Source organism: Akkermansia massiliensis (genome assembly GCF_023516715.1).
GTDB lineage: Bacteria > Verrucomicrobiota > Verrucomicrobiia > Verrucomicrobiales > Akkermansiaceae > Akkermansia > Akkermansia massiliensis.
Genome location: NZ_JAMGSI010000002.1, coordinates 1,255,986 through 1,278,902, shown reverse-complemented (window position 1 = coordinate 1,278,902; position 22,917 = coordinate 1,255,986). Strand labels below are relative to the sequence as shown.

The following is a 22,917-nucleotide window of genomic DNA, read 5'->3' as shown; positions in this document are numbered from 1 at the left end:
TTTCAGCAACCGGGATACTGCCGCTTGGACTATCCTTCCCAGGCATTGTTCTTTTTCAATCCCATCAGGTTTCCCAGGCACAGGGTGCCTTTCACGAACAGGAAGCCCGTACCTTCCATCAAGCAGAGCGGAATTGCTGCCGCCTTCACCCGGAGCTGCGCAACCCGGGTTCCGGTTGCATTAAAAAGGCGCCGGAGGCCCTCACTTGCAGACCTCCGGCGCCTGAATGACCGGAATCAGCGGACGATAATCTTCATCCGCGGAAACCGGGCGCAGCTCACATTTCAGCCATCATCTTTTCCACGTATTGGAAAAAGATGCTTCCGTCCTCCCCGCTGATGCCATAGTCTTTGGTATCCTCGATATTCGCATTTTTGATGCGGGTGATGATATAAACTTTGGAGAACATGATTCCCCATTGTCCATACTTGTCATTATCAAACCAAACGTGATGATTGTAGGTCGGCTCGAAGTAGATGGTCCCTCCGTCATCAGGCTCGGCGATCGGACCACAATATTTGATAATGATGTGGCTGATGCCCTTGTAGCACCACTCCTTTCCGCATTGCGGCTTCTTGGAGAGGCTGGTAGTCATCTCGATGGTGGCATTTGTAATGTTGAAGGATAATTTATCCTCATCATGGTACATGACCCCCTTTTGAGGGAGAGTCACCTCGTTCTGGATGGAGACCCCTTCATAAATGAGGCGCGCCCCTTTCCACTCCGTTTCCGGCGGAGCTATTTCCCCTTTCAGGAAGCAGGTCCCTGAGAGAGAAACCATAATTGCACAGGCAATTTTGTTCATTGTTGTTTTCTGGTTTGTTGTTGTTTTAATAATTCCTTTTTGAGGAATTCCTTCATTTCCTGAACAGTTTTTTCAGGAGGATTTTTCGCATCGTCCCGGTACTGCCGCCAGTCGATGCGCAGCTTGGCCATGAGGCGCAGTTCCCTGGGGGAGAAAGGAACGGTGCCCGGAGCATTAGGCATGAAATCCCGGGACCGGTTGCCGATGTAATAAATCTGGCTCTGGTCCCATGAGCGCTTCATGGTTTCATCAAAGGAAGCCCTTACCCGGTCGTCACTGACTCTGGCTTCCCACTGGAGGCAATCCGCCAGGCAGCCGCCCTCCGCCCGGTTCTCCCGGGCCTGCCGCCACAGGGAGAGAATATACCTGTTCTGAAGGCTGCACGCCGCAGGCGTCAGGTACTTGCGCGTGTATTGCAGCTCATACAGGGGCTTGCACACGGCCTTCTCCCTCTGCCCCAGGGTGGCTCCGTTCACTCTCTCTGGAGTGGGAACAATGCCCGCGAGCTGGCCGGCCACATAATAGGGCAGTTCCTCCGGCATGCGGATTTCCCACGGAATCTTTTCATTCACGAATACGCCGTTTAAAATGGTATTGAAGGAACCGTTGCGGCAAACACGGAACAGGTAGATTCCCCCCTTCCTGCACATGAACCTCTTATAAACCCCGGAACCCGCAAATCTGGAAACGCGCGTGCGCGCTTCCACCGGGAAGGAATACCACTGCTCCATGGCGGCGGTAAGAACTTTCCCCCACTTGTTCTGTTCCCCTATCGCGAGGTCTCCCACATTGTTGAACTGGAAGACGAGGGAGGAGGTGGAAGGATGCCTTCTGGCTTCCACCACGTAATCCCGCCTGGATTCATTGGAAAGATAACCGTTGGGATTATAGAAATACAGGGCTATTTCATGGACGCCCTCCGGCACTTCCACAACGGTCCAAATGTCGGGACCATCCACAAAGCCCGGATACACTTCCCCGTGGTCGTCCCATTCCGCCTCCGTCCGCACGGAATCCGTGGGATCGAAAAGAATGTTGCGGTTATCATTCTCCTTGATGCTATGCACCCACCAGCGCAGGGCATCCCCCTTGTTGCGGTTGAGCCCCATCAATCCCTGGATCCAGTAAGAAGACACGGCCCCCTGGTATCCGGGATAACCCGGAACGGAGGAAAGGGTTCGGAACGACACGGTCTTGGCCTTAAACTCGGAATTGCTCATGGGGGCATTCGTGGCGCACAGCGTGGCGCGCGTCAGGCCGTACCTCCCGCACCAGTCCCCCTTCGTGGACCAGTCCTCCCCGCGGAACACAATGCTCTTCCCCGCATGCGCATCCGCTCCCAGCTTTTCCAGCCTCCTCAGGACTGCGGCAGGGTCTTCCATCCGGGACGGGGACGGGAACGGAATCTCATCGTCCTGCTGCTTCCTGTCCAGTTGATAAGACAGGGAACCCTTTTTCAGACTGACAAGCCCTTTCCCATACGTCGCCGCCCAGACACTTCCGTCCTTCAGCGCCAGCAGGGAGGGGACATCCGTATTTTCCAGTCCCTTCCTGATTCTCCGGCGCACCGTCATCCTTTCAGCATCCAGCACGTCCACCCCCTGCGTCCGGTAGCCGATGAAAATATCCTTTCCCTGCCGGAGGATGGAAGACACGAAGTCTTCCGACAGCATTTTGGCATTTCCCTCACCCGGAACGGCCGTCTTCCGCGCAGCGGAACCATACAGATTACTATTCTTCTGGGCATAATCCCGGCCGCGCAAGAAACGCCAGGAGCTGATGCCGTTGCTGTACACCAGGCCGGACCAGGTGCCTACCAGTACCTGGTCTTTTTCCGTACAGGCCAGAACATTGCAGATATTGGAAGGCAGCCCGTCCCCATACGGCTGGTACGGCTGCCGGGCAAACTGCTTGCTGTCCCAGTACCACGGCGCCTGCACGTTCTTCCACTGCATGTACCCCGACTTGCGCGGTGAATACGAGATACCGCCGCAGGCATAGGCCAGCCACAGATTCCCCCTGGCGTCAAAGCCGGCGGAAGCCGCCTGGTCTTCCACCAGTCCCGTAGACCGGTCCAGCGCCTTCCATGAATCATTCCCGGGATCATAAACGGACACGCCTCCGGACGTGGCAACGGCCACCTCTCCGGAAACGGGAGAGACGGCCAGCGCATAAACATGCTCTCCGTTCAGGGCATTGCCGCGGTCATACGTCTTCCACTCCCTCCCGTTGAAAACGGCCACGCCGCTGTCGTCCGTGCCCACCCAGATGCGGCCCTGCCTGTCCTCCGCAATGCAGGTGAAATTCTTTCCTTTGGGAAAGCCGGAATAATAATCCATGTTGAGCCACGACTTCTCGTATGCCCTGTCGCCGACTTGAAGGCGGTAAACGCTTTCCCTCTCCCCCACGGCCCATATAGCTCCATCCTGCGCCACCAGGGTACCGCGGATAAAGCGCACCGGGCATTCCGGCAGTTGTTCCGGCACTTGGACAAAGGCAATTCCCCCCTCAGTCCACATCCCCATAACAATCAGCAGCATAGCGGCAGCACTGCATAAATTTCCGAATATGACACTCATTATCCTTTTATGATATTTTCTGTATAATTGATGCATCATTCAAAGTCAACCAAATGGAAAGTTATTTTTTAATATCGGATTTCAGAAAATTACTTCATTCCTGCTTTCAGGGCCAATCTGCTACCTTGAAAAGGTCAGCGGACGCTCCGGCAATGAGACCAATAAGACTTCAAAGAACAAAAAAAGGGCCTCCGCACCCGCGGAGGCCCCCAGCTTACCCAAACAACAGAAAACTGCTGCATGCTTCTTTCAGGAATGCATGGCCAGGGCATGCCGGTATTCCACCGGGAAGACCTTGATGAATTTGCCGCGTTCCTCCGGCCAGTTGTTTAACAGGTCGCAGGCCCGGCGGCTTTTCGTAGCCATGTAGTGCTCGTAAATGAGCTGGAGCAGTTCCGCCTCGTCGGCGGAGTGCGGCATGACCGTTTCCAGGTCCACGCTGCCCAGGTTGCATTTCTGATCGAAGTCGTTGTCCGCATCGTACACGTAGGCCAGTCCGCCGGTCATTCCCGCGGCGAAGTTGACGCCCACCTTGCCGAGCACCGCCACACGGCCCCCGGTCATGTATTCGCAGCCGTGGTCGCCGATGCCTTCCACCACCATCTTGGCTCCGCTGTTGCGGATGGCGAAACGCTCCCCGGCCTGCCCGTGCAGGAAGATGCTGCCGGACGTGGCCCCGTAGCCGATGACGTTGCCGGCAATGACGTTGTCCGACGGAGCGTAGGAGATGTTTTCCGGAGGCCTCACGATGATTTTGCCCCCGGAAAGCCCCTTCCCTACGAAGTCGTTCGCCTCCCCGGCGAGTTCAAAGGTGATGCCCGGCGCCAGAAAGGCCCCGAAGCTCTGCCCCGCGCATCCGGTGAAGTGCACCGTGAGCGTATCCTCCGCCAGGCCGCGCGGGCCGAATTTCATCACCAGCTCTCCGGATAGCTCCGTGCCCACCGTCCGGTCCACATTGCGGACGTCGCGGAAGAGTTCGGTCTTTTCCCCTTTTTCCAGCAGGCCCTTCAAGTCCGGGAGCAGGCGGCGCCGGTCGTAGTTGTCCAGAGGTTCCTTTTCAAAGGAGGGGTCAAATCTGCGTCCGTCCCCCTCCGCCGCATGCAGGATGGAGGAGAAGTCCAGATGCTGAGCCTTGTAGAAGTCAATGGCGCGGTTCACGGAGAGCAGGTCCGCCCTGCCGACGGCTTCGTCCAGGGAGCGGAGGCCCAGGGAAGCCAGGATTTCCCGCGTTTCCTGCGCCACGAAGCGAAGGTAGTTGATGACGTATTCCGGCTTGCCGCTGAACTTGGCTCTCAGGGCCGGGTTCTGCGTGGCGACGCCCACCGGGCACGTGTTTTCATGGCACCTGCGGAGCATGGCGCAGCCGATGGCGACCAGAACGGCAGTGCCGAAGCCGAATTCCTCCGCTCCCAGCAGGGCCGCCATGACGACGTCCCTCCCGGTGCGCAGCTGGCCGTCCACCTGGAGCCGGACGCGGGAGCGGAGCTTGTTGAGCACAAGCGTCTGCTGCGTTTCCGCCAGACCCAGTTCCCACGGCAGTCCGGCGTGCTTGACGCTGGTGAGCGGGGAGGCGCCCGTACCCCCGTCGTGGCCGCTGACCACAACCACGTCCGCGTGGGCCTTCACCACTCCGGCGGCCACCGCGCCGATGCCCACCTCGGAGACGAGCTTGACGGAGACGCGGGCGTCCGGGTTGGAGTTCCGCAGGTCGTAGATCAATTGGGCCAGGTCTTCAATGGAGTAGATGTCATGGTGCGGCGGGGGAGAGATGAGGCTGACGTTCGGCATGGAATGGCGCAGCCGGGCGATGTACGGGTCCACCTTGTGCGCCGGGAGCTGGCCGCCCTCTCCGGGCTTGGCGCCCTGGGCCATCTTGATCTGGAGCTCGGAGGCGTGGCGCAGATAGTTGATGGTCACGCCGAAGCGTCCGCTCGCCACCTGCTTGATCGCGCTGTAGCGCACCTCGCCCCTGGCGTTGGGTTCGTAGCGGGCTTCATCCTCGCCCCCTTCACCGGAGTTGCTTTTGGCTCCTATTTTATTCATCGCGATGGCGATGGTTTCATGGGCCTCCGGGCTGAGGGAACCCAGGGACATGGCCCCGGAGACGAAGCGGCGCAGGATGGAATCCGCGCTTTCCACTTCCTCCAGCGGGACGGTGTCCGCGGGAGCGAATTCAAACAGGCCGCGCAGGGTGCAGAGGTGCTGCGCCTGGTGGTTGCTGTAGTCCGCAAATTCCCGGTATTTCCGTTCGTCATTGTCGCGAACGGCGGCACGGAAGGCCTGGAGCGTCTGCGGGTTCCAGAGGTGGTTTTCTCCGCCCTTCCTGTACTTGTACTGGCCGCCCGCATTCAGCCCGCCTTCCTTCCCGGCGTTTTGCGCGGCGCGCTGGTTGCATTCCGCAGCTATTTCCTCCAGCCCGATGCCGCCCACGCGGCTGACGGTGCCGGGGAAGAATTCGTCAATCAGTTCCCGGTTCAGCCCCACGGCCTCGAACAATTGGGAGGAGCGGTAGCTACGCAGGGTGGAAATGCCCATCTTGGACATGATTTTAAGCAGCCCCTTGTCAATGGCGTTGATGTAGTTGCCGGAGGCCTTCACCACGTCCAGCGGGCAGTCCTGCGGCGCGGCCAGGGAGGTGACCGTCGCCAGAGCCAGGTACGGATTGACCGCCGTGGCCCCGAAACCCAGCAACAGGGCGAAGTGCATCGTTTCCCGCGCTTCCCCCGTTTCCAGGATCAGGCCCACGTCGGAACGCAGTCCGGCGGCCGCCAGGGCGCGGTGCACCACGGAGCAGGCCAGCAGGCTGGGAACGGGAAGGTAGCCGCGGCCTATGTTGCGGTCCGTCAGCACCAGGATGCGCACGCCGGACCTGACCAGCCCCACGGCGGATTCCGCCAGGCTGTCCAGCGTCTCCCGCAGAGCGTTTCCGTCCCCGCCTTCCGGGAACTGGAGGGGGAGCCTGGCGGAAGGGAAGCCGGCTTCCCGGATGTTGCAGAGGCGGTTGAGCTCCTCGTCCGTAATGACGGGGCGCGCCATCTTGATGAGCCGGGCGTGCTCCGGCGTTTCCTCCAGAATGTTGGGATGGTTGCCGATGTACGTGGTCAGGCTCATGACGAGTTCCTCCCGGATGGGGTCGATGGGCGGGTTGGTCACCTGCGCGAACAATTGCTTGAAGTAGTTGAACAGGAGCGGCGCCTTTCCGGAGAGGACGGCCAGCGGCGCGTCGTTCCCCATGGAGCCGAGGGGTTCCGCGCCCTTCATCATCATCGGGCGGAGGATGAGTTCCACATCCTCCTGCGTGAAGCCGAACTGGCGCTGATGAACCGCCAGGTCCGGCATTTCCGCGGAGGCGGAGACAGAGTCGAACAGGGAGCGGACGGAAATCTTGTTTTGTTCCACCCAGCGGCGGTAGGGCATGCGCCGGGCCATTTCATTCTTGGTTTCCGCATCGGACACCAGGCGGTGGTTCACCAAGTCGCAGTAGATCATCTCTCCGGGGCGCAGGCGGCCCTTGCGGGCCACTTTTTCCGCGGGAATGTCCGCTACGCCCGTTTCCGAGGCCAGGATGAAAATATCGTCCGTGGTCAGCGTGTAGCGGGCGGGGCGCAAGCCGTTGCGGTCCAGCATGGCGCCCGCGTTGACGCCGTCGGAGAAGACGACGGCGGTCGGGCCGTCCCACGGCTCCATCAGGGCGGAATGGTATTCAAAGAAGCCACGCACGTCCGGCCCCAGATGGTAGTTGACGCCCCAGGCCTGCGGCATGAGCATGAGCATGGCGTGGCGCAGGTCGCGCCCGGCGGCGGCGAGCAGTTCCACCATGTTGTCCAGGCAGGCGGAATCGCTCTGGCCGGGAGGAATGAGGGGCAGGAGCTTCTGCAAGTCATCCCCCAGCAGGGCGGAGGACAGGTGCGGCTCCCGCACGCTCAGATGGTTCAGGTTTCCGCGCAGGGTGTTGATTTCCCCGTTGTGGGCCAGGTAGCGGAAGGGATGGGCCAGGCTCCACGTGGGGAAGGTGTTCGTGCTGTAGCGCTGGTGGACGAGGGCCAGCGGAGATTTGAAACGCTCATGGCGCAGGTCTTCGTAAAATCCGTCAATTTGCGTGCCGAGGAACAATCCCTTATACACGATGCTGCGGCTGGAACAACTGCACACGTAGCATCCTTCCACGCGCCGCTCCATTTCCCGGCGCATTACGAAGAGCTTGCGTTCCAGTGCCGCCTGGTCCGCAAAGCCGCTGCCGTCGATGAAGAGCTGGCGAATCAGGGGGCAGGTGCGCCGGGCGTTCTCGCCGATGCTGTCGCGGTCCACGGGAACCTCTCTCCAGGCAATCACCCTGCCGCCGTTTTCCGTGACGGCGGCCTCCAGTTCCTCTTCATGGCCGCAGCCGCCGAACATCATGGCGACTCCGTATTTTCCTCTGGCGGGGAGTTTGTTGGGAAGGAGCAGGCGGAAGAATTCATCCGGCAGGGCCAGCAGGATGCCCGCTCCGTCCCCGGTATCGGGATCGCTTCCCACGGCGCCGCGGTGCATCAGCCTCTTGAGAACGGTGACACCCATTTCAATGATTTTGTGGCTCGGTTCATTCTTCAGGTCCGCCACCAGCCCCACGCCGCAGGCGTCCCTCTCCTGTTCAAAGTCATACAATCCCTGCGGCGCAGGAATGCCTGTCTCGAATTGATCACTATTCATCAGTTTGCTGTTTTATTTGAGTTAAGCTGATTTTCTTATAGCAAAAACCGTGCCAACATTATGCACTCCTTCCACTCTCCCCGTTTTCCGAACGCCGCCGCCCCGGTTTTACATGATTTGACAGGCCTTCCGGCATGACAGAGGACCCACGGCGGCAAAGGACAATTCCCTCTCCCAAGCAGATATTTTTACATTTTCGTAATTACCCTTTTACCGTGATTTTACATTTTTGTAATTAATGCTTTCACCTTTTTCATCCCTCTTCTTTCCACGGCTTCCTTTTACAATTTCTGCAATATATTTATAGGCAACTTCTTAAAACACCATACCCACTCCGGCACAAGTTGATTCAAAAAGCTGGCACGGTTCTTGCTAAGAAAAAGATACAACAGTTAACCATGATGAGTGACTCGACAAGAACACAAGCCATCAGCGCCATCGCCTCCCTTCCCGTGAGCGGGGTGAGCGAGAGCGCTCCTGTCCGCATTGATTATTACGGCGCCGACGTTTTCAGTACGGAGGTGATGAAGAAGTACCTGCCCAAGGACACGGCGAAAACCCTCCTGTCCACCATCCAGGACGGCCTGCCGCTGAACGCGGACATTGCCGCGGACGTAGCCCACGCCATGAAGCAGTGGGCTCTGGAACGGGGAGCCACTCACTACACGCACTGGTTCCAGCCCATGACGGGTTCCACGGCGGAGAAGCATGATTCCTTCCTGGACCCCAAGGGCATGGAGCCGATCATGAGCTTTTCCGGCAAGAACCTGATCGTGAGCGAGCCGGATGCTTCCAGCTTCCCCTCCGGCGGCCTGCGCTGCACGTTTGAGGCCCGCGGATACACCGCGTGGGACCCCACCAGCCCCGCCTTCATCAAGAGGCACGGGAACGGAGCCACCCTCTGCATTCCCACCGCCTATTGTTCCTATACGGGAGACGCGCTGGACAAGAAAACCCCTCTGCTCCGCTCCCGGCAGGCATTGGGCAACGCCGTCAAGAGGCTGATGAAGTGCTTCGGGCTGCCGGATGAACGCGTGACCATCACGCTGGGGCCGGAACAGGAGTATTTCCTGATCGACAAGAATTTCTATCTGAACCGCCCGGACCTGGTCCAGACGGGCCGCACCCTTTTCGGCGCGCCGCCCGCCAAGCACCAGCAGCTGGAAGACCATTATTTCGGCTCCATCAAGCCGCGCATCCTCAATTTCATGAATGATGTGGAAAAGGAACTCTGGCGGCTGGGCATTCCGGCCAAGACGCGCCACAATGAGGTGGCCCCGGCCCAGTTTGAACTGGCCCCCCTGTTTGAGGACGTGAACCTGGCGATCGACCACAATATGCTGGTGATGGAAATCCTGCGCCAGCAGGCCAGCAGGCACGGGCTGGTGTGCCTGCTCCACGAGAAGCCCTTCGTGGGCGTCAACGGCTCCGGCAAGCACAACAACTGGTCCATTTCCTACGGGGACAAGAATCTGCTGGATCCCGGCACGGACCCGCAGCAGAACGCCATTTTCCTGACCGTGCTGGCCGCCATCATCGAGGCTGTGGACAAGCACAGCGACCTGCTGCGCAATTCCGTAGCCAGCGCCGGGAACGACCACCGCCTGGGCGCGAACGAGGCCCCTCCCGCCATTATCTCCATTTTCCTGGGCGACCAGCTCAATGAAGTGATCGAGAATATCATCAACGGGGAATCCGGCCGCGGCAGGCGCAACGACACGCTCCAGATCGGCGTGGATACGCTGCCCGTCCTTCCCCGGGACGCGACGGACCGCAACCGCACCAGCCCGTTCGCCTTCACCGGCAACAAGTTCGAGTTCCGCGCCCCCGGCTCCGCCCAGTCCTGCGCGGGCCCCATGATGACCCTGAACACCATTGTGGCGGAGGCCTTCGATTCCCTGGCGGAGGAGCTTTCCTCCTTCGCTCCGGAGACCTTCCTGGCCCAGCTCCAGGAGACGCTCAAGCGCAGGATTTCCGAACACAAGAGAATCATCTTCAACGGAGACAATTATTCGGAGGAATGGGTGAAGGAAGCGGAACGCCGCGGCCTTCCCAACCTGAAAAACACGATGACCGCCCTCCACACCCTGGTGAATGAGAAGAATGTGGCCCTGTTCGAGAAGTACGGGGTGTTCTCCCGCAGGGAACTGGAATCCCGGTTTGAGATTTTCCTGGAGGAATACCACAGGCGCATCCGCATTGAAGGGCGCCTGTCCTGGGAAATGGCGGCCACCATCATCCTCCCTGCCCTGCGCAACGAATACAAGCAAACCGTTTCCGCGCTCTCCAGGGCGCTGGACGCCAAGCGGACCAACGGGACCGCCGCCCTGCAAAAGCTGGCGGACAAGCTGGGCGACGCCCTGGATTCCGTCGTGTCCGACCTGGATACCCTGGAAACCGCGCTCACGAGCTGCCATGAGGACATCCTTGCCGCGATGTCCCGATTGAGAACCAGCGTCGATGCCGCAGAAACCCTGGTGAACGACCGGTCCTGGCCTCTCCCCAAGTACCGGGAAATGCTGTTCATCTATTAGGGTGCACCGACGAGCTCCGGAGCTTTGCCGGCCCCCTTGCGGGGCAAGCCTCTGCCCGCAGAGGGAAAGGCACGGCTCCGGGGCCTTGGCGCGCCCTGTCCCGGCCGCCCTTTTTCCCACTGTTTTCCACCGACCACCAACCCCAGAAAAATCCGCGTCATTGGCCGTAAAAAAACTTTCCTCCGGAGCCCTGCGGGCACTTAATTCCCCCGGCGGAAATCCACGGTCCAGAACCACAGGATTCTTCCATCGCCATTATGCCTAAAGATACCTCCATCAAAAAGATTCTCGTGATCGGCTCCGGCCCGATCGTCATCGGCCAGGGCTGCGAATTCGACTACTCCGGCACCCAGGCCTGCAAGGCCCTCCGGGAAGAAGGTTATGAAGTAGTGCTGGTAAACTCCAATCCCGCCACCATCATGACGGACCCGGAGACCGCCCCGCGCACCTACGTTGAACCGATCACCCCGGAGTTCGTGGAGAAAATCATCATCCGGGAAAAGCCGGACGCCCTGCTCCCCACCCTGGGCGGCCAGACGGCCCTGAACTGCGCCATGGAGCTCCACCGCAGCGGCGTGCTGGAGAGGGAGAACGTGCGCATGATCGGCGCCCATGCGGACGCCATTGACCGCGGGGAGGACCGCAACCTGTTCAAGGAGGCCATGATCCGCATCGGCCTGGACGTGCCGCGCTCCGGCATCGCCCACACGATGGAGGAGGCGCGCCGGGTAGCCGGGGACATAGGCACCTTTCCCCTGATTATCCGCCCCGCCTTCACGCTGGGCGGCATGGGCGGCGGCGTGGCGTACAACAAGACGGAGTTTGAGGAAATCTGCGCCCGCGGGCTGGACCTCTCCCCCGTTTCCGAAATCCTGATTGAGGAATCCCTCATCGGCTGGAAGGAGTTTGAAATGGAAGTGATGAGAGACCGCGCGGACAATTGCGTGGTGATCTGCTCCATTGAGAACATTGACGCGATGGGCGTGCATACCGGGGATTCCATCACCGTGGCTCCCATCCAGACCCTGACGGACAGGGAATACCAGGTCATGAGGGACGCATCCTTCGCCGTCATCCGGGAAATCGGCGTGGAAACGGGCGGTTCCAACATCCAGTTCGCCATCAACCCGGCCAACGGCCGCATGATCGTCATTGAGATGAACCCCCGCGTTTCACGTTCCTCCGCTCTGGCTTCCAAGGCCACGGGGTTCCCCATCGCCAAGCTGGCCGCCAAGCTGGCCGTGGGCTACACGCTGGACGAACTGCGCAACGACATCACGAGGGAAACGCCCGCCTGCTTTGAGCCCACCATTGACTACGTGGTGACCAAGGTCCCCCGCTTCACGTTTGAAAAGTTCAAGCAGGCGGACGAGCACCTGACCACCTCCATGAAATCCGTGGGGGAAGCCATGGCCATAGGCCGCACGTTCAAGGAATCCCTGCAAAAGGCCCTGCGCTCCCTGGAAACGGGCCGCTGGGGCTGGGGTTTCGACACGAAGGCGCCGCAGAAGCCCACCGCGGAGGAAATCACGCGGAAGCTTGCCGTCCCCACGGCGGAACGCATTTTCTGGATTCAGACGGCGTTCAGCAGCGGCTTTTCCCTGGACGAGGTGCACCAGCTCACCCAGATTGACCCCTGGTTCCTGGCCCAGATGCGGGACCTGGCGAAGGCGGGCGACCGCCTGGACGCGCTGGACCTGCGGGAAGCCAAGAAGCTGGGCTTTTCCGACAGGCAGATCGCCCTGGCCCGCGGAACTACGGAGGAAAGCATCCGCAAGGAACGCCGCGAACAGGGCATCGTGCCCGGCTACCGCCTGGTGGACACCTGCGCCGCGGAGTTTGAGGCATACACGCCTTACTTTTATTCCACGTACGGGGATGAAAACGAGGCGCGCGACACGGGCCGGAAGAAGATCCTCATCCTGGGAGGCGGCCCGAACCGCATCGGCCAGGGCATCGAGTTCGACTACTGCTGCGTGCACGCCTCCATGGCCCTGCGGGAAATGGGGTATGAAACCATCATCGTGAATTCCAACCCTGAGACCGTCTCCACGGACTACGATTCCTCCGACAAGCTTTTCTTTGAACCCCTGACGCTGGAAGACGTGCTCCACATCTGCGAGCAGGAGAAGCCGGACGGCGTCATCGTCCAGTTCGGCGGCCAGACGCCGCTGAACCTGGCCAACGCCCTGGAAGCCCACGGCGTGCCCGTCATCGGCACCAGCCCGAAGGCCATTGACCTGGCAGAGGACCGCGAACATTTCTCCGCCCTGCTGAGGGAGCTGGGGCTGAAGCAGGCGGACGCGGGGACGGCCACCAACGTGGAGGACGCCGCCGCCATTGCCGCCCGCATCGGCTATCCGGTGCTGCTGCGCCCCTCCTTCGTGCTGGGCGGCCGCGGCATGATCATCGTGTACGAGGAGCAGGAGCTGCGCCGGTACATGAACGAAGCCGTGGAGGCCTCCGAGGAACGCCCCGTGCTGATCGACCGCTTTCTGGAAAACGCCGTGGAGATTGACGTGGACGTCATCGCGGACCGGGAGCGGGCCGTCATCGGCGCCATCATGCAGCACGTGGAGCCCGCGGGCATCCACTCCGGGGATTCCGCCAGCATGATTCCCGCCATGGGCATTTCCATGAAAATGCACAAGGAAATCACGCGCGCCTCCAAGGAGCTGGCACGGCGGCTGAACGTCTGCGGGCTGATGAACATCCAGTTCGCCGTGAAGGACGAACAGCTTTACGTCATTGAAGTGAATCCGCGCGCCTCCCGCACCGTTCCGTTCGTCTCCAAGGCCATCGGCAGGCCCCTCGCCAAGCTGGCCGCGCAGGTCATGGCCGGCAAGACGCTGGAGGAGCTGGGCTTTACCCGGGAAATCACGCCGGAATACCACTGCGTGAAGGAGGCCGTCTTCCCCTGGGGCCGCTTTCCGGGCATCGACGTGGTGCTGGGGCCGGAGATGAAATCCACCGGGGAGGTGATGGGCATCGACCCGGACCCGGACATCGCCTTCGCCAAATCCCAGATCAGCGCATTCAATCCCCTGCCGACGGAAGGCAAGGTTTTCATCTCCGTGAATGACCGGGACAAGGAGCGCGTGCTCCACATGGCCCGCCAGCTGGCGGACATGGGCTTCACGCTGTGCGCCACGCGCGGCACGATGATCCACCTGCTCCAGCACGACATCGAATGCGAACGCGCGTACAAGGTGAACGAGGCGCGCCGCCCGAACATCGTGGACCACATCAAGAACGGGGACATCGATTTCATCATCAACACGCCCGGCTCCCACGACGCGCGGGCGGACGACATCATCATCCGTTCCTCCGCCATCGCCGCCAAAACCTCCTACTGCACGAACCTGGCCTCCGCACAGGCCTGCGTGAACGCCATTGAGGCGCTGAAGAACAGGAACCTCCAGGTGTGCACCATCCAGGAATACCATGCCCAGACCGTTTAACCCCATACCAAACAGCATTTTTATATCATCATGAGAGCCATTCTCGCACTGGAAGACGGAAGCGTCTTCATCGGTTCGCACTTCGGAGCTACGGGCACGGAAGTGGGGGAAGCCTGCTTCAACACGTCCATGACCGGCTACCAGGAAGTCCTGACGGACCCGTCCTACAGCGGCCAGATTGTCACGATGACCTATCCCCTGATCGGCAATTACGGCGTCAACCCGGAAGATTACGAGTCCGGCAAGGCGCAGGTCAGCGGCTTCGTGGTGGCGGAGCTGGCGAAGGTTCCTTCCAACTGGCGCGCCACGGAAGCCCTGGGCCCGTGGCTGGAAAAGCAGGGCGTGATCGGCATTGAGGGGGTGGACACCCGCAAGATCGCCAAGCACCTGCGCTCCGCGGGCGCCATGCGCGCCTGCCTCACCACGGAGCTGACGCCGGAGGAAGCCGTGGAAGCCGCCAGAAAGGCCCCCTCCATGGAAGGCTGCAACATCGTAGACAAGATCGGCTCCCATCCCATGACCCCGGAGGAAGTGGACGCGCTGGTGACGGAAGGGGTACTGCCCCCCACGGAGTACGACATCGTGGCCTTCGACTTCGGCATCAAGTACAACATCCTGCGCCAACTGAGGGAAAACGGCTTCCGTGTGACCGTGGTTCCCGCCCACACGACGGCGGAGGAAGTGCTTGGCATGAAGCCGGACGGCGTTTTTCTTTCCAACGGTCCGGGGGACCCCGCCACGCTGACGGACATCCACCGTGAAGTAGCCGCCCTGATCGGGAAGGTTCCCATGTTCGGCATCTGCCTTGGGCACCAGATCATTTCCCACGCGCTGGGGGCGAAGACCTTCAAGCTGAAGTTCGGCCACCGCGGCGCCAACCATCCGGTGAAGGACCTCCGCACGGGTAAAATCAGCATCACGTCCCAGAACCACGGTTTTGCCGTGGATCCGGACACCGTGCCGGACGACGTGGAAATCACGCTGATGAACCTGAATGACAATACCGTGGAGGGCATCGCCCACAAAACGCTCCCCGTTTTCAGCGTGCAGTACCACCCGGAAGCCGCCCCCGGCCCCAGAGACCCCCAGTACCTGTTCCGGGACTTCAAGCAGATGATTGCGGCCAGCAAACGGCAAACCGCCCGCTGACAGTGGCATTCCTCTTCCATGACCAGAGCATTTTCCTCGTCACCATGGGAAAAATGCGCTATTTATGCCCGGGCACATGAATTGCGGCTCCGGCGGAGGTTTTTCCTTTCATTCATCAACCTCCCCAACCAACAAACCATCTACACACAGCACATGAGCAAAATCGCATTAATCTCCGGCATCACGGGACAGGACGGTTCTTTTCTCGCAGAGTTCCTGATTGACAAGGGCTATGAAGTACACGGCATCCTGCGCCGCTCCTCTTCCTTCAACACGGGCCGCATCGAGCATCTTTACCTGGACGAGTGGGTGCGGGACATGAAGAAAAACCGGCTGATCAACCTCCACTATGGCGACATGACGGATTCCAGCTCTCTGATCCGCATCATCCAGACCGTGCAGCCGGATGAAATCTACAACCTGGCGGCCCAGAGCCATGTGAAGGTCAGCTTTGACGTGCCGGAATACACGGCGGAAACGGACGCCGTGGGCACCCTCCGCATGCTGGAGGCCGTCCGCATCCTGGGCATGGAAAAGAAATGCCGCATTTACCAGGCTTCCACGTCCGAACTCTTCGGGCTGGTGCAGGAAGTTCCCCAGAAGGAAACCACGCCGTTCTATCCCCGCTCCCCCTACGGCGTAGCCAAGCAATACGGCTTCTGGATCACCAAGAATTACCGCGAATCCTACGGCATGTTCGCCGTCAACGGCATCCTGTTCAACCACGAGAGCGAACGCCGCGGGGAAAACTTCGTCACCCGCAAGATCACGCTGGCGGCGGCCCGCATCGCCCAGGGCATGCAGGACAAGCTTTATCTGGGCAACCTGAACGCCCTGCGCGACTGGGGCTACGCGAAGGATTACGTGGAATGCATGTGGCTGATTCTCCAGCACGACAAGCCGGAAGACTTCGTCATCGCCACCGGGGAGATGCATACGGTCCGGGAGTTCTGCACGCTGGCCTTCCGTGAAGCCGGAATTGAGCTGGAATGGGAAGGCGAAGGCGTGGAAGAACGCGGGCGCGACAAGAAGACGGGCCATATCCTGGTGGAAGTGGATCCCAAGTACTTCCGCCCCTCCGAGGTGGAACAACTGCTGGGAGACCCCACCAAGGCCAGAACCCTCCTCGGCTGGAACCCCACCTCCACCCCGTTTGAGGAACTCGTGCGCATCATGGTCCGCCACGACATGGAATACGTCAAAAATCCCGTCAATTCCTGAGATGGAAAAAAACAGCAGAATATTCGTGGCCGGACACCGCGGCCTCGTGGGCTCCGCCATCTGGAAATCCCTGGAAGACAGGGGTTATTCTAACCTGATCGGGCGGACGCACCGGGAACTGGACCTGGAGGACCCGGCGGCCGTGCGGGAATTCTTTGACCGGGAAAAGCCGGAATACGTCTTTCTGGCGGCGGCGTTCGTGGGCGGCATCATCGCCAACTCACGGTACCGGGCGGACTTTATCTTCCGCAACCTCCAGATCCAGCAGAACGTCATCGGGGAAAGTTTCCGGCACGGCGTCTCCAAGCTCCTCTTCCTGGGGAGCACCTGCATCTATCCGCGAGAGGCACCCCAGCCCATGAAGGAGAGCGCCCTGCTCACCTCCCCGCTGGAATACACCAACGAGCCCTACGCCATCGCCAAAATCGCAGGCCTGAAAATGTGCGAGAGCTTCAACCTCCAGTACGGCACCAACTACATCGCCGTGATGCCTACGAACCTGTACGGCCCCAATGACAACTTCCACCTGGAGAACAGCCACGTGCTGCCCGCCATGGTGCGCAAGATTCACCTGGCCAAGCGCCTGATGGAAGGGGACTGGGACGCCGTGCGGAAAGACCTGGACGCGCGGCCTGTGGAACAGGTGGACGGGACGGCGCCGGAAGAAGCCATCCTGGACGCGCTGGCCAAATACGGCATCACCCCCGGTTCCGTGGAACTGTGGGGAACGGGCACGCCCCTGCGCGAATTCCTGTGGAGCGAAGACATGGCGGACGCCTGCGTCCACGTGATGGAACAGGTGGATTTCAGCCAGCTGAAAGGGGAAGACCGGGAGGTGCGGAACTGCCATATCAACATCGGCACCGGAAAGGAAATCTCCATCGGCGATCTGGCGCGCCTGATAGCCGCCACGGAAGGCTACCGGGGAGAACTGGTATTCAACGCGGACAAGCCGGACGGCACCATGCGCAAGCTGACGGACGTTTCCAAGCTGCATTCCCTGGGCTGGACCCACCGGGTGGAGCTGGAAGAAGGCGTGGAGCGCATCTACCGGTGGTATCTGGGCCAGGCGGAAGCCGCCGGAAACTAAGCCGCCCAGCATCTCCGGCAGCACGCACTCCTCCATGACCCATTTTCCAGACAGCCAGGATACGGCGCCCGTCAAACCCAGCCTGTGGGCGCTGAGCCCCCTGCTGGTTTTCTTCCTGCTTTACCTGGTCATCTCCGTAGCCGTACAGGATTTTTACGCCGTTCCGGTGACGGTGGCCTTTACGGCGGCGGCAGTCTGGGCCGTGCTCATCACCCGCGGGAAAAGCATGGCGGAACGGGTGGACCTGTTTTCCTCCGGCGTAGCCAACCGGAATATCCTGATGATGATCTGGATTTTCGTGCTGGCGGGCGCATTCGCCCAGTCCGCCAGGGACATGGGGGCAATTGACGCCACCGTGCAGCTCACGCTGCGCCTCCTGCCGGACAATCTGCTGCTTGCCAGCGTCTTCATCGCATCCTGCTTCATCTCCCTTTCTGTGGGCACTTCCGTGGGCACCATTGTGGCGCTTGCTCCCGTAGCCACGGGGCTGGCGCACGCCACGCAGGTCAGCACCGGCATGATGACGGCCATTGTGGTGGGCGGAGCGTTTTTTGGAGACAACCTTTCCTTCATTTCAGACACCACGATCGCCGCCACCCGCACGCAGGGCTGCGCCATGCGGGACAAATTCCGGGCTAACGTGAAGGTGGTGCTTCCCGCCGCGCTGCTGGCCCTGGCCTGCTACACCCTGCTCGGATGGAACGTGCAGTCCCCCTCCATGGCGGACGCTCCCATTGAATGGATGAAGGTGTTCCCCTACCTGCTGGTTCTGGTGACGGCGCTGGCCGGAGTCCACGTGATGGCCGTTCTGACGCTGGGGCTGCTCGCCACGGGACTTGTCGGAGTAGGCATGGGGTATTTTTCCTTCATGGCCTGGTTCCGCGCCATGGGCAGCGGCATGACCGGCATGGGGGAGCTGATCATCGTCACCCTGCTGGCCGGCGGCGTGCTGGCGTTGATCCGCTTCAACGGCGGCATTGCGTACATCATCGGAAAAATCACGGCCCACATCCGGAGCAGGCGCGGCGCGGAATTCAGCATCGCCGGCCTGGTCTCCCTGGCCAATCTCTGCACCGCCAACAACACGATCGCCATCATTACGGTGGGTCCCATCGCGAAGGAGATCAGCGATAAATTCCATATCGCGCCCAGGCGCAGCGCCAGTATTCTGGACACCTTTTCCTGCCTGGTCCAGGGCGTCATTCCCTACGGGGCCCAGATGCTCATGGCCGCCGGAATCGCCCAGGTTTCCCCCCTGCTGATCATGGAATACCTGTATTACCCCCTGATTCTGGGCGTCTGTTCCATTCTTGCCATCGCACTGGCTCCCGGAAAAACGGGAAAGCGCAGGAAAAGCTGAGAAGCCATAAGGAAGAAGAGGCGTCAAAGACGCCCTTTTTGTTACCGACATGTTATCCTTGTTATCCTCATGTTACTCAACATATGGGGCTCCTATGTTATCATACATGCATGAGCCTTCATATAGAACCCACAGAAGACGCAGTGGAAACCCTGCGCAAGGAAAGGCGGAAAAATTACATTGCCGCATTGGCGACATCCATTCTCTCCGTCGTCCTGGCGGGAGCCATTCTCTACTCCCTGACCATCATCATCGCCCCCCCGGAAGAACCCAAGGTCGTCGGCTACATCACGCCGGACGAAGCTCCTCCGTCGGATACGCCTCCGCCGCCGGAAGTGCAGAGGGAAACCTCCTCTTCCTCCCATGCGGAAACTCCCGTCAAAGTCGTGGTAGCCGCGGCGGCAGCCCCGGTCAGCCTCCCCAAGATCGACATTGACCCGCCGGACGAACCCGTCATGCTGGAAGAAGGAACCGCCCTGGGCATGGGAGACGGCTTCGGCCCCGACCTGGGTGACGCCACCTCCGCCTTCGGCACGTCCCAGCCCTCCGGAAGTACGCTGGTAGGCACCTTTTACGATACCAAGCAGACGCCCGGCGGACGGCCCACCAACATGACGATGGACCAGTACCGCGCCTTTCTTTCCCGCTTTGTCAACAAAGGCTGGAATGAGTCGGAGCTGAATCGTTTTTACAAGGCGCCGCAGCAATTGTACGCCGCCCAGTTCTACATTCCCAGAACTCCCGCCAAAGACGCGCCCAAGGCCTACGGATGCGACGACAAGGTGAAACCCAGCCAGTGGCTTGCCATTTACCGGGGCAAAGTGCGCGCTCCCAAATCCGGCACGTTCCGCTTCGTGGGGCTGGGAGACGACTACCTGGTAGTGCGGTTCAACAACCAGAACGTATTCGACTACGGCTGGGAATCCGCCTCCCTGGGGAAAATGACGGCGAACAACGCCAAATGGCTTGATGCCATGGAAGGCAAGCCCGGCAACGACGACCTGAAGAAGGAACTCAAGGACGCGGGCATCAACGTCCCCCCCGTCACGTTCTACAAATACGGCCCCTCCGGCCACTGGAACAACACCATGCGCGGCGTAGCCGCCGGCAAGCAGTTCACGGTGGAGCAAGGCAAGGTGTACCCCATTGAAATCCTGGTCAGCGAAGGTCCCGGCGGCGAATTCGGCATGACCCTGCTGCTGGAGGAAGTGGGAATGGCACCCATGAGCAAGGATCCCAAGACGGGAGCGCCCATCCTGCCCCTGTTCCGGACCAACTACGGTGTACCGAAACCGGACAAGAACAAGGAATATGTGCCGTTTGATGAGATCGGCATCGTATGGGAATCCATCAAATAACCGGAAACTTCCCGATTTCCCTCTCTTCATGCCCGCAGGCCTCCTGCGGGCATTTTACTTGCCCGGCCGTAAAAGATGGCCTACGCTCCCGTTATTACGATGCAGCCTTTTCGATTCCATTCCATCTATCAGCCGCGCATCTGGGGCGGCCAGCACATGAGAACCATGCTGGGCCGGGAACTGCCCAACCGGGAAACGGCCTACGGGGAAGCCTGGGAAATCAGCGACCGTCCGGAAGCCATGAGCACGGTGAGGGAAGGCGAATGGGAAGGAATGCCCCTGCACCAGCTATGGGAAGAACGGCGGGAAGAACTCTTCGGGCCCGGCTACGAACGTTTTCCGCGTTTTCCCCTGCTCTGCAAAATTCTGGACGCCCGTGAGAATCTTTCCGTCCAGGTGCATCCCCCGGAATGCACGGCGGCAGCACGGCGGGGAGAGGTTAAAAACGAGGTATGGTACGTGCTGCACGCGGACCCGGATGCCCTGATTTACGGAGGAATGGAAGAAACCGCTACGCTCTCGGACATCCGCCGGGCGGCGGAAACGGGCCAAATGGAGCAACTGATACGCTCCACCCATCTGGAAAAGGGGGAACATCTTTACATTCCCGCCGGCCTGGTTCACGCCATCGGCGCCGGGCACCTCATTGCGGAGATCCAGCAGAACAGCGACACCACCTACCGCCTTTACGACTGGAACCGGACAGACGCTTCCGGACAGGGACGGGAACTGCACATGGAACAGGCGCTGGATTCCATCGCGGAATTCCGGGAGCTCTGCCGGCAGCCCGGCTACCTGACGGAAATGCCGCATTTCACCACGGAGGAATATCGGCTGGACCAGGGAGAACGATTCACCCAGCCGGACGCCTCCCGCTTCGCCATCTTCACAGTTCTCCGCGGCTCCGTGTCCTGGGACGGGAAAACGGCGCGGCAGGGGGAATTCATCCTGTCTCCGGCAAATGCGGACGCCGTCACCGCCGTGGAACCGGATACCGTTTTGCTCTCAACAACGGTTTGAACGGCCCAATATGACAAAAAGCGTGAAGAATTCGGCACAAAGCTAAAGCTTTCACACTTTTTCGTTGCAAAGAAGAAAGGTGAATCTTAGCGTGAACTAAACTTTTCCCGCATCCGTGCTGTAAATCCCTCACCTCCCGGCCGCCGTATGAGCAATATTTCCACCATCGCCACTTATCTTGCCCGTGTTTCCGGACAGCTCCAGCCCATGCTGGAGAAAGTCCAGGGCATGGACCGCAGAACCTTCCTGCTGGAAGCCGCCGCCCTGCTGGCCCTGACCAGTTGTTCGGAACCCTCCGGCAAAGCCGGAATGGCGCCCATGATTTCCTTCAAGCCCTCCGGTGTCCCCGTGGTGAAGCGCTCTCCACGGCAGCTGCTGGCGGAATGCAACGTCCGGCCTATGTTCATGCCCCGCTCTTCCCCTCTCCGGCAGCGCTCTTCCCGGATGAAGCCGCGCTTCATCACCATGCACAACACGGAAAACCCTTCCGCAGACGCCATGCAGCACGCGCGCGCGCTGAATAACGGAGCCCTGCGCTGCAACTGGCACTACACGGTGGATCCGTATGTAGCCATGCAGCATATCCCCCTGAATGAAACGGGACGCCATGCGGACCGGGGCGGCCCCGGGGACATGTATTCCATCGGCATTGAAATGTGCGAAAAGCGGGGACAGAGCATCGTCAAGACCTTTGACCGCGCCGCCAAGCTGGCCGCCTACAACATGTACGCCCACGATATTCCCCTGCGGAACGTCGTGCCGCATTACTACTGGACCGGAAAACGCTGCCCCCACCTGCTGCTGGACAACGGCAAGCCCGGTTTCAAATGGTCCTGGTTCATTTCCCGCGTGGATTATTATTACCGCTGCATCAGCTAAGCGCCATTCCACGCCTCCCGCTGCATTCCGGATTTGAGGATGGAGGAAGACTCCTGACCGGGGTTGTTCCCTTGCTTTTTGCCGATCGTGTTAAAGCGGCGGGCACAGCTTTTTTGAATCCATCATTCGCTGCCAGCCGGCAATGCGTCCGCGACGCGGCATCATGTAAGCGGATCAGGGAATCAACAGCCTCCGCGCCGTCCCCTTCCGGTAATCTCCGCAGGGTCTGCAACCCGGCGGCATGAAAAAACAGGACGGCTTTTATCAATCCCGCCTGTCCCAACGCGCCAGGCTTTGAAACGCAGCAATCTTTCACCAAGTAAAGATGACGCCTCAAACAGGTGGACCCCGCATTTATCCGGAGTCCGCGCTATACCCCCCCACCCTTCCGAAAGAATGATGCAAGGATCCTTGCGGAAGCATGCCTTTTCCCAAACGAAACGGAAGACGCAGGAATAACAAAATCCCCGGTCTTTTTATAAGAAGACGGGGAACGCGCAGGATTTCACGAAGCAACTTGGAAACACGGCATTCCGCGAATTCCGGAGGGGGAACGGAAAAGTCCGCCAGGTCTCACAAAGCCCCTTTTGGAAACAGTTCCGGAGCGGTCCGCGTTCATCCGCAACAGAAGCCTCCATCACGCTTCCGCCGTCCGCGGCGCAGCCGCCGGAGCATAAAAAAACTCCGCAGCCGCCAGGTCCACGCACAAACCTTGACAACTGCGGAGCTGCGCTTACACACACTTATTCATCCAACAAAAATCACTCAGCGT

12 protein-coding genes are annotated in these 22,917 nt (G+C 60.2%); 9 read left to right on the top strand and 3 right to left on the bottom strand.

The features are described from left to right. Positions 1 to 277: 277 nt before the first annotated feature. The 3 genes from M8N44_RS12990 to gltB all read right to left on the bottom strand — a co-directional run bounded on the left by M8N44_RS12990 (position 278) and on the right by gltB (position 8,073). Positions 278 to 781, bottom strand: a complete 504-nt coding sequence (locus M8N44_RS12990) for a hypothetical protein (RefSeq protein ID WP_022397727.1) — start codon at positions 779 to 781, stop codon at positions 278 to 280. A 20-nt stretch (positions 782 to 801) separates the two neighbouring features. Beyond that, positions 802 to 3,345 (bottom strand): ligand-binding sensor domain-containing protein, encoded by a 2,544-nt coding sequence (locus M8N44_RS12985; RefSeq protein ID WP_249853119.1) that lies wholly within the window; start codon positions 3,343 to 3,345, stop codon positions 802 to 804. A gap of 288 nt (positions 3,346 to 3,633) precedes the next feature. Continuing rightward, positions 3,634 to 8,073 carry a glutamate synthase large subunit gene (gene gltB, locus M8N44_RS12980; protein ID WP_102728475.1) on the bottom strand — a complete coding sequence of 1,480 codons (4,440 nt, stop codon included), beginning with the start codon at positions 8,071 to 8,073 and terminating at the stop codon, positions 3,634 to 3,636. A 398-nt stretch (positions 8,074 to 8,471) separates the two neighbouring features. On the opposite strand from gltB, the gene M8N44_RS12975 reads away from it, so the two are divergent. The 9 genes from M8N44_RS12975 to M8N44_RS12935 all read left to right on the top strand — a co-directional run bounded on the left by M8N44_RS12975 (position 8,472) and on the right by M8N44_RS12935 (position 22,145). Then, positions 8,472 to 10,607: a glutamine synthetase III family protein gene (locus M8N44_RS12975; protein WP_180971036.1), complete on the top strand. Its 2,136-nt coding sequence runs from the start codon at positions 8,472 to 8,474 to the stop codon at positions 10,605 to 10,607. 257 nt (positions 10,608 to 10,864) lie between these two features. Continuing rightward, positions 10,865 to 14,068: a carbamoyl-phosphate synthase large subunit gene (carB, locus tag M8N44_RS12970; protein WP_102728474.1), complete on the top strand. Its 3,204-nt coding sequence runs from the start codon at positions 10,865 to 10,867 to the stop codon at positions 14,066 to 14,068. Between the two features lie 30 nt (positions 14,069 to 14,098). Beyond that, the gene (gene carA / locus M8N44_RS12965) at positions 14,099 to 15,217 is read left to right on the top strand and encodes a glutamine-hydrolyzing carbamoyl-phosphate synthase small subunit (RefSeq protein ID WP_102726599.1); all 1,119 of its coding nucleotides are present in this window, start codon (positions 14,099 to 14,101) and stop codon (positions 15,215 to 15,217) included. 153 nt (positions 15,218 to 15,370) lie between these two features. Beyond that, positions 15,371 to 16,438 (top strand): GDP-mannose 4,6-dehydratase, encoded by a 1,068-nt coding sequence (gene gmd / locus M8N44_RS12960; protein WP_102721901.1) that lies wholly within the window; start codon positions 15,371 to 15,373, stop codon positions 16,436 to 16,438. 1 nt (position 16,439) lies between these two features. Continuing rightward, positions 16,440 to 17,528, top strand: coding sequence for a GDP-L-fucose synthase family protein (locus M8N44_RS12955; protein ID WP_102728473.1), 1,089 nt, complete (start codon positions 16,440 to 16,442; stop codon positions 17,526 to 17,528). A 34-nt stretch (positions 17,529 to 17,562) separates the two neighbouring features. Continuing rightward, positions 17,563 to 18,888 carry a Na+/H+ antiporter NhaC family protein gene (locus M8N44_RS12950; RefSeq protein WP_102728472.1) on the top strand — a complete coding sequence of 442 codons (1,326 nt, stop codon included), beginning with the start codon at positions 17,563 to 17,565 and terminating at the stop codon, positions 18,886 to 18,888. A gap of 110 nt (positions 18,889 to 18,998) precedes the next feature. Further along, positions 18,999 to 20,246 (top strand): hypothetical protein, encoded by a 1,248-nt coding sequence (locus M8N44_RS12945; protein ID WP_022396583.1) that lies wholly within the window; start codon positions 18,999 to 19,001, stop codon positions 20,244 to 20,246. Between the two features lie 75 nt (positions 20,247 to 20,321). Beyond that, positions 20,322 to 21,266 (top strand): type I phosphomannose isomerase catalytic subunit, encoded by a 945-nt coding sequence (locus M8N44_RS12940; RefSeq protein WP_102728471.1) that lies wholly within the window; start codon positions 20,322 to 20,324, stop codon positions 21,264 to 21,266. Positions 21,267 to 21,413: 147 nt separating this feature from the next. Further along, positions 21,414 to 22,145 (top strand): peptidoglycan recognition protein family protein, encoded by a 732-nt coding sequence (locus tag M8N44_RS12935; RefSeq protein WP_022396581.1) that lies wholly within the window; start codon positions 21,414 to 21,416, stop codon positions 22,143 to 22,145. Positions 22,146 to 22,917: the final 772 nt, after the last annotated feature.

What these genes read in the sequence shown, in the direction of transcription:
- M8N44_RS12990 (WP_022397727.1), bottom strand. Translation starts at nt 781, where the DNA reads ATGGTTTCTCTCTCAGGGACCTGCTTCCTGAAAGGGGAAATAGCTCCG.
- M8N44_RS12985 (WP_249853119.1), bottom strand. Translation starts at nt 3,345, where the DNA reads ATGCTGCTGATTGTTATGGGGATGTGGACTGAGGGGGGAATTGCCTTT.
- gltB (WP_102728475.1), bottom strand. Translation starts at nt 8,073, where the DNA reads ATGAATAGTGATCAATTCGAGACAGGCATTCCTGCGCCGCAGGGATTG.
- M8N44_RS12975 (WP_180971036.1), top strand. Translation starts at nt 8,472, where the DNA reads ATGATGAGTGACTCGACAAGAACACAAGCCATCAGCGCCATCGCCTCC.
- carB (WP_102728474.1), top strand. Translation starts at nt 10,865, where the DNA reads ATGCCTAAAGATACCTCCATCAAAAAGATTCTCGTGATCGGCTCCGGC.
- carA (WP_102726599.1), top strand. Translation starts at nt 14,099, where the DNA reads ATGAGAGCCATTCTCGCACTGGAAGACGGAAGCGTCTTCATCGGTTCG.
- gmd (WP_102721901.1), top strand. Translation starts at nt 15,371, where the DNA reads ATGAGCAAAATCGCATTAATCTCCGGCATCACGGGACAGGACGGTTCT.
- M8N44_RS12955 (WP_102728473.1), top strand. Translation starts at nt 16,440, where the DNA reads ATGGAAAAAAACAGCAGAATATTCGTGGCCGGACACCGCGGCCTCGTG.
- M8N44_RS12950 (WP_102728472.1), top strand. Translation starts at nt 17,563, where the DNA reads ATGACCCATTTTCCAGACAGCCAGGATACGGCGCCCGTCAAACCCAGC.
- M8N44_RS12945 (WP_022396583.1), top strand. Translation starts at nt 18,999, where the DNA reads ATGAGCCTTCATATAGAACCCACAGAAGACGCAGTGGAAACCCTGCGC.
- M8N44_RS12940 (WP_102728471.1), top strand. Translation starts at nt 20,322, where the DNA reads ATGGCCTACGCTCCCGTTATTACGATGCAGCCTTTTCGATTCCATTCC.
- M8N44_RS12935 (WP_022396581.1), top strand. Translation starts at nt 21,414, where the DNA reads ATGAGCAATATTTCCACCATCGCCACTTATCTTGCCCGTGTTTCCGGA.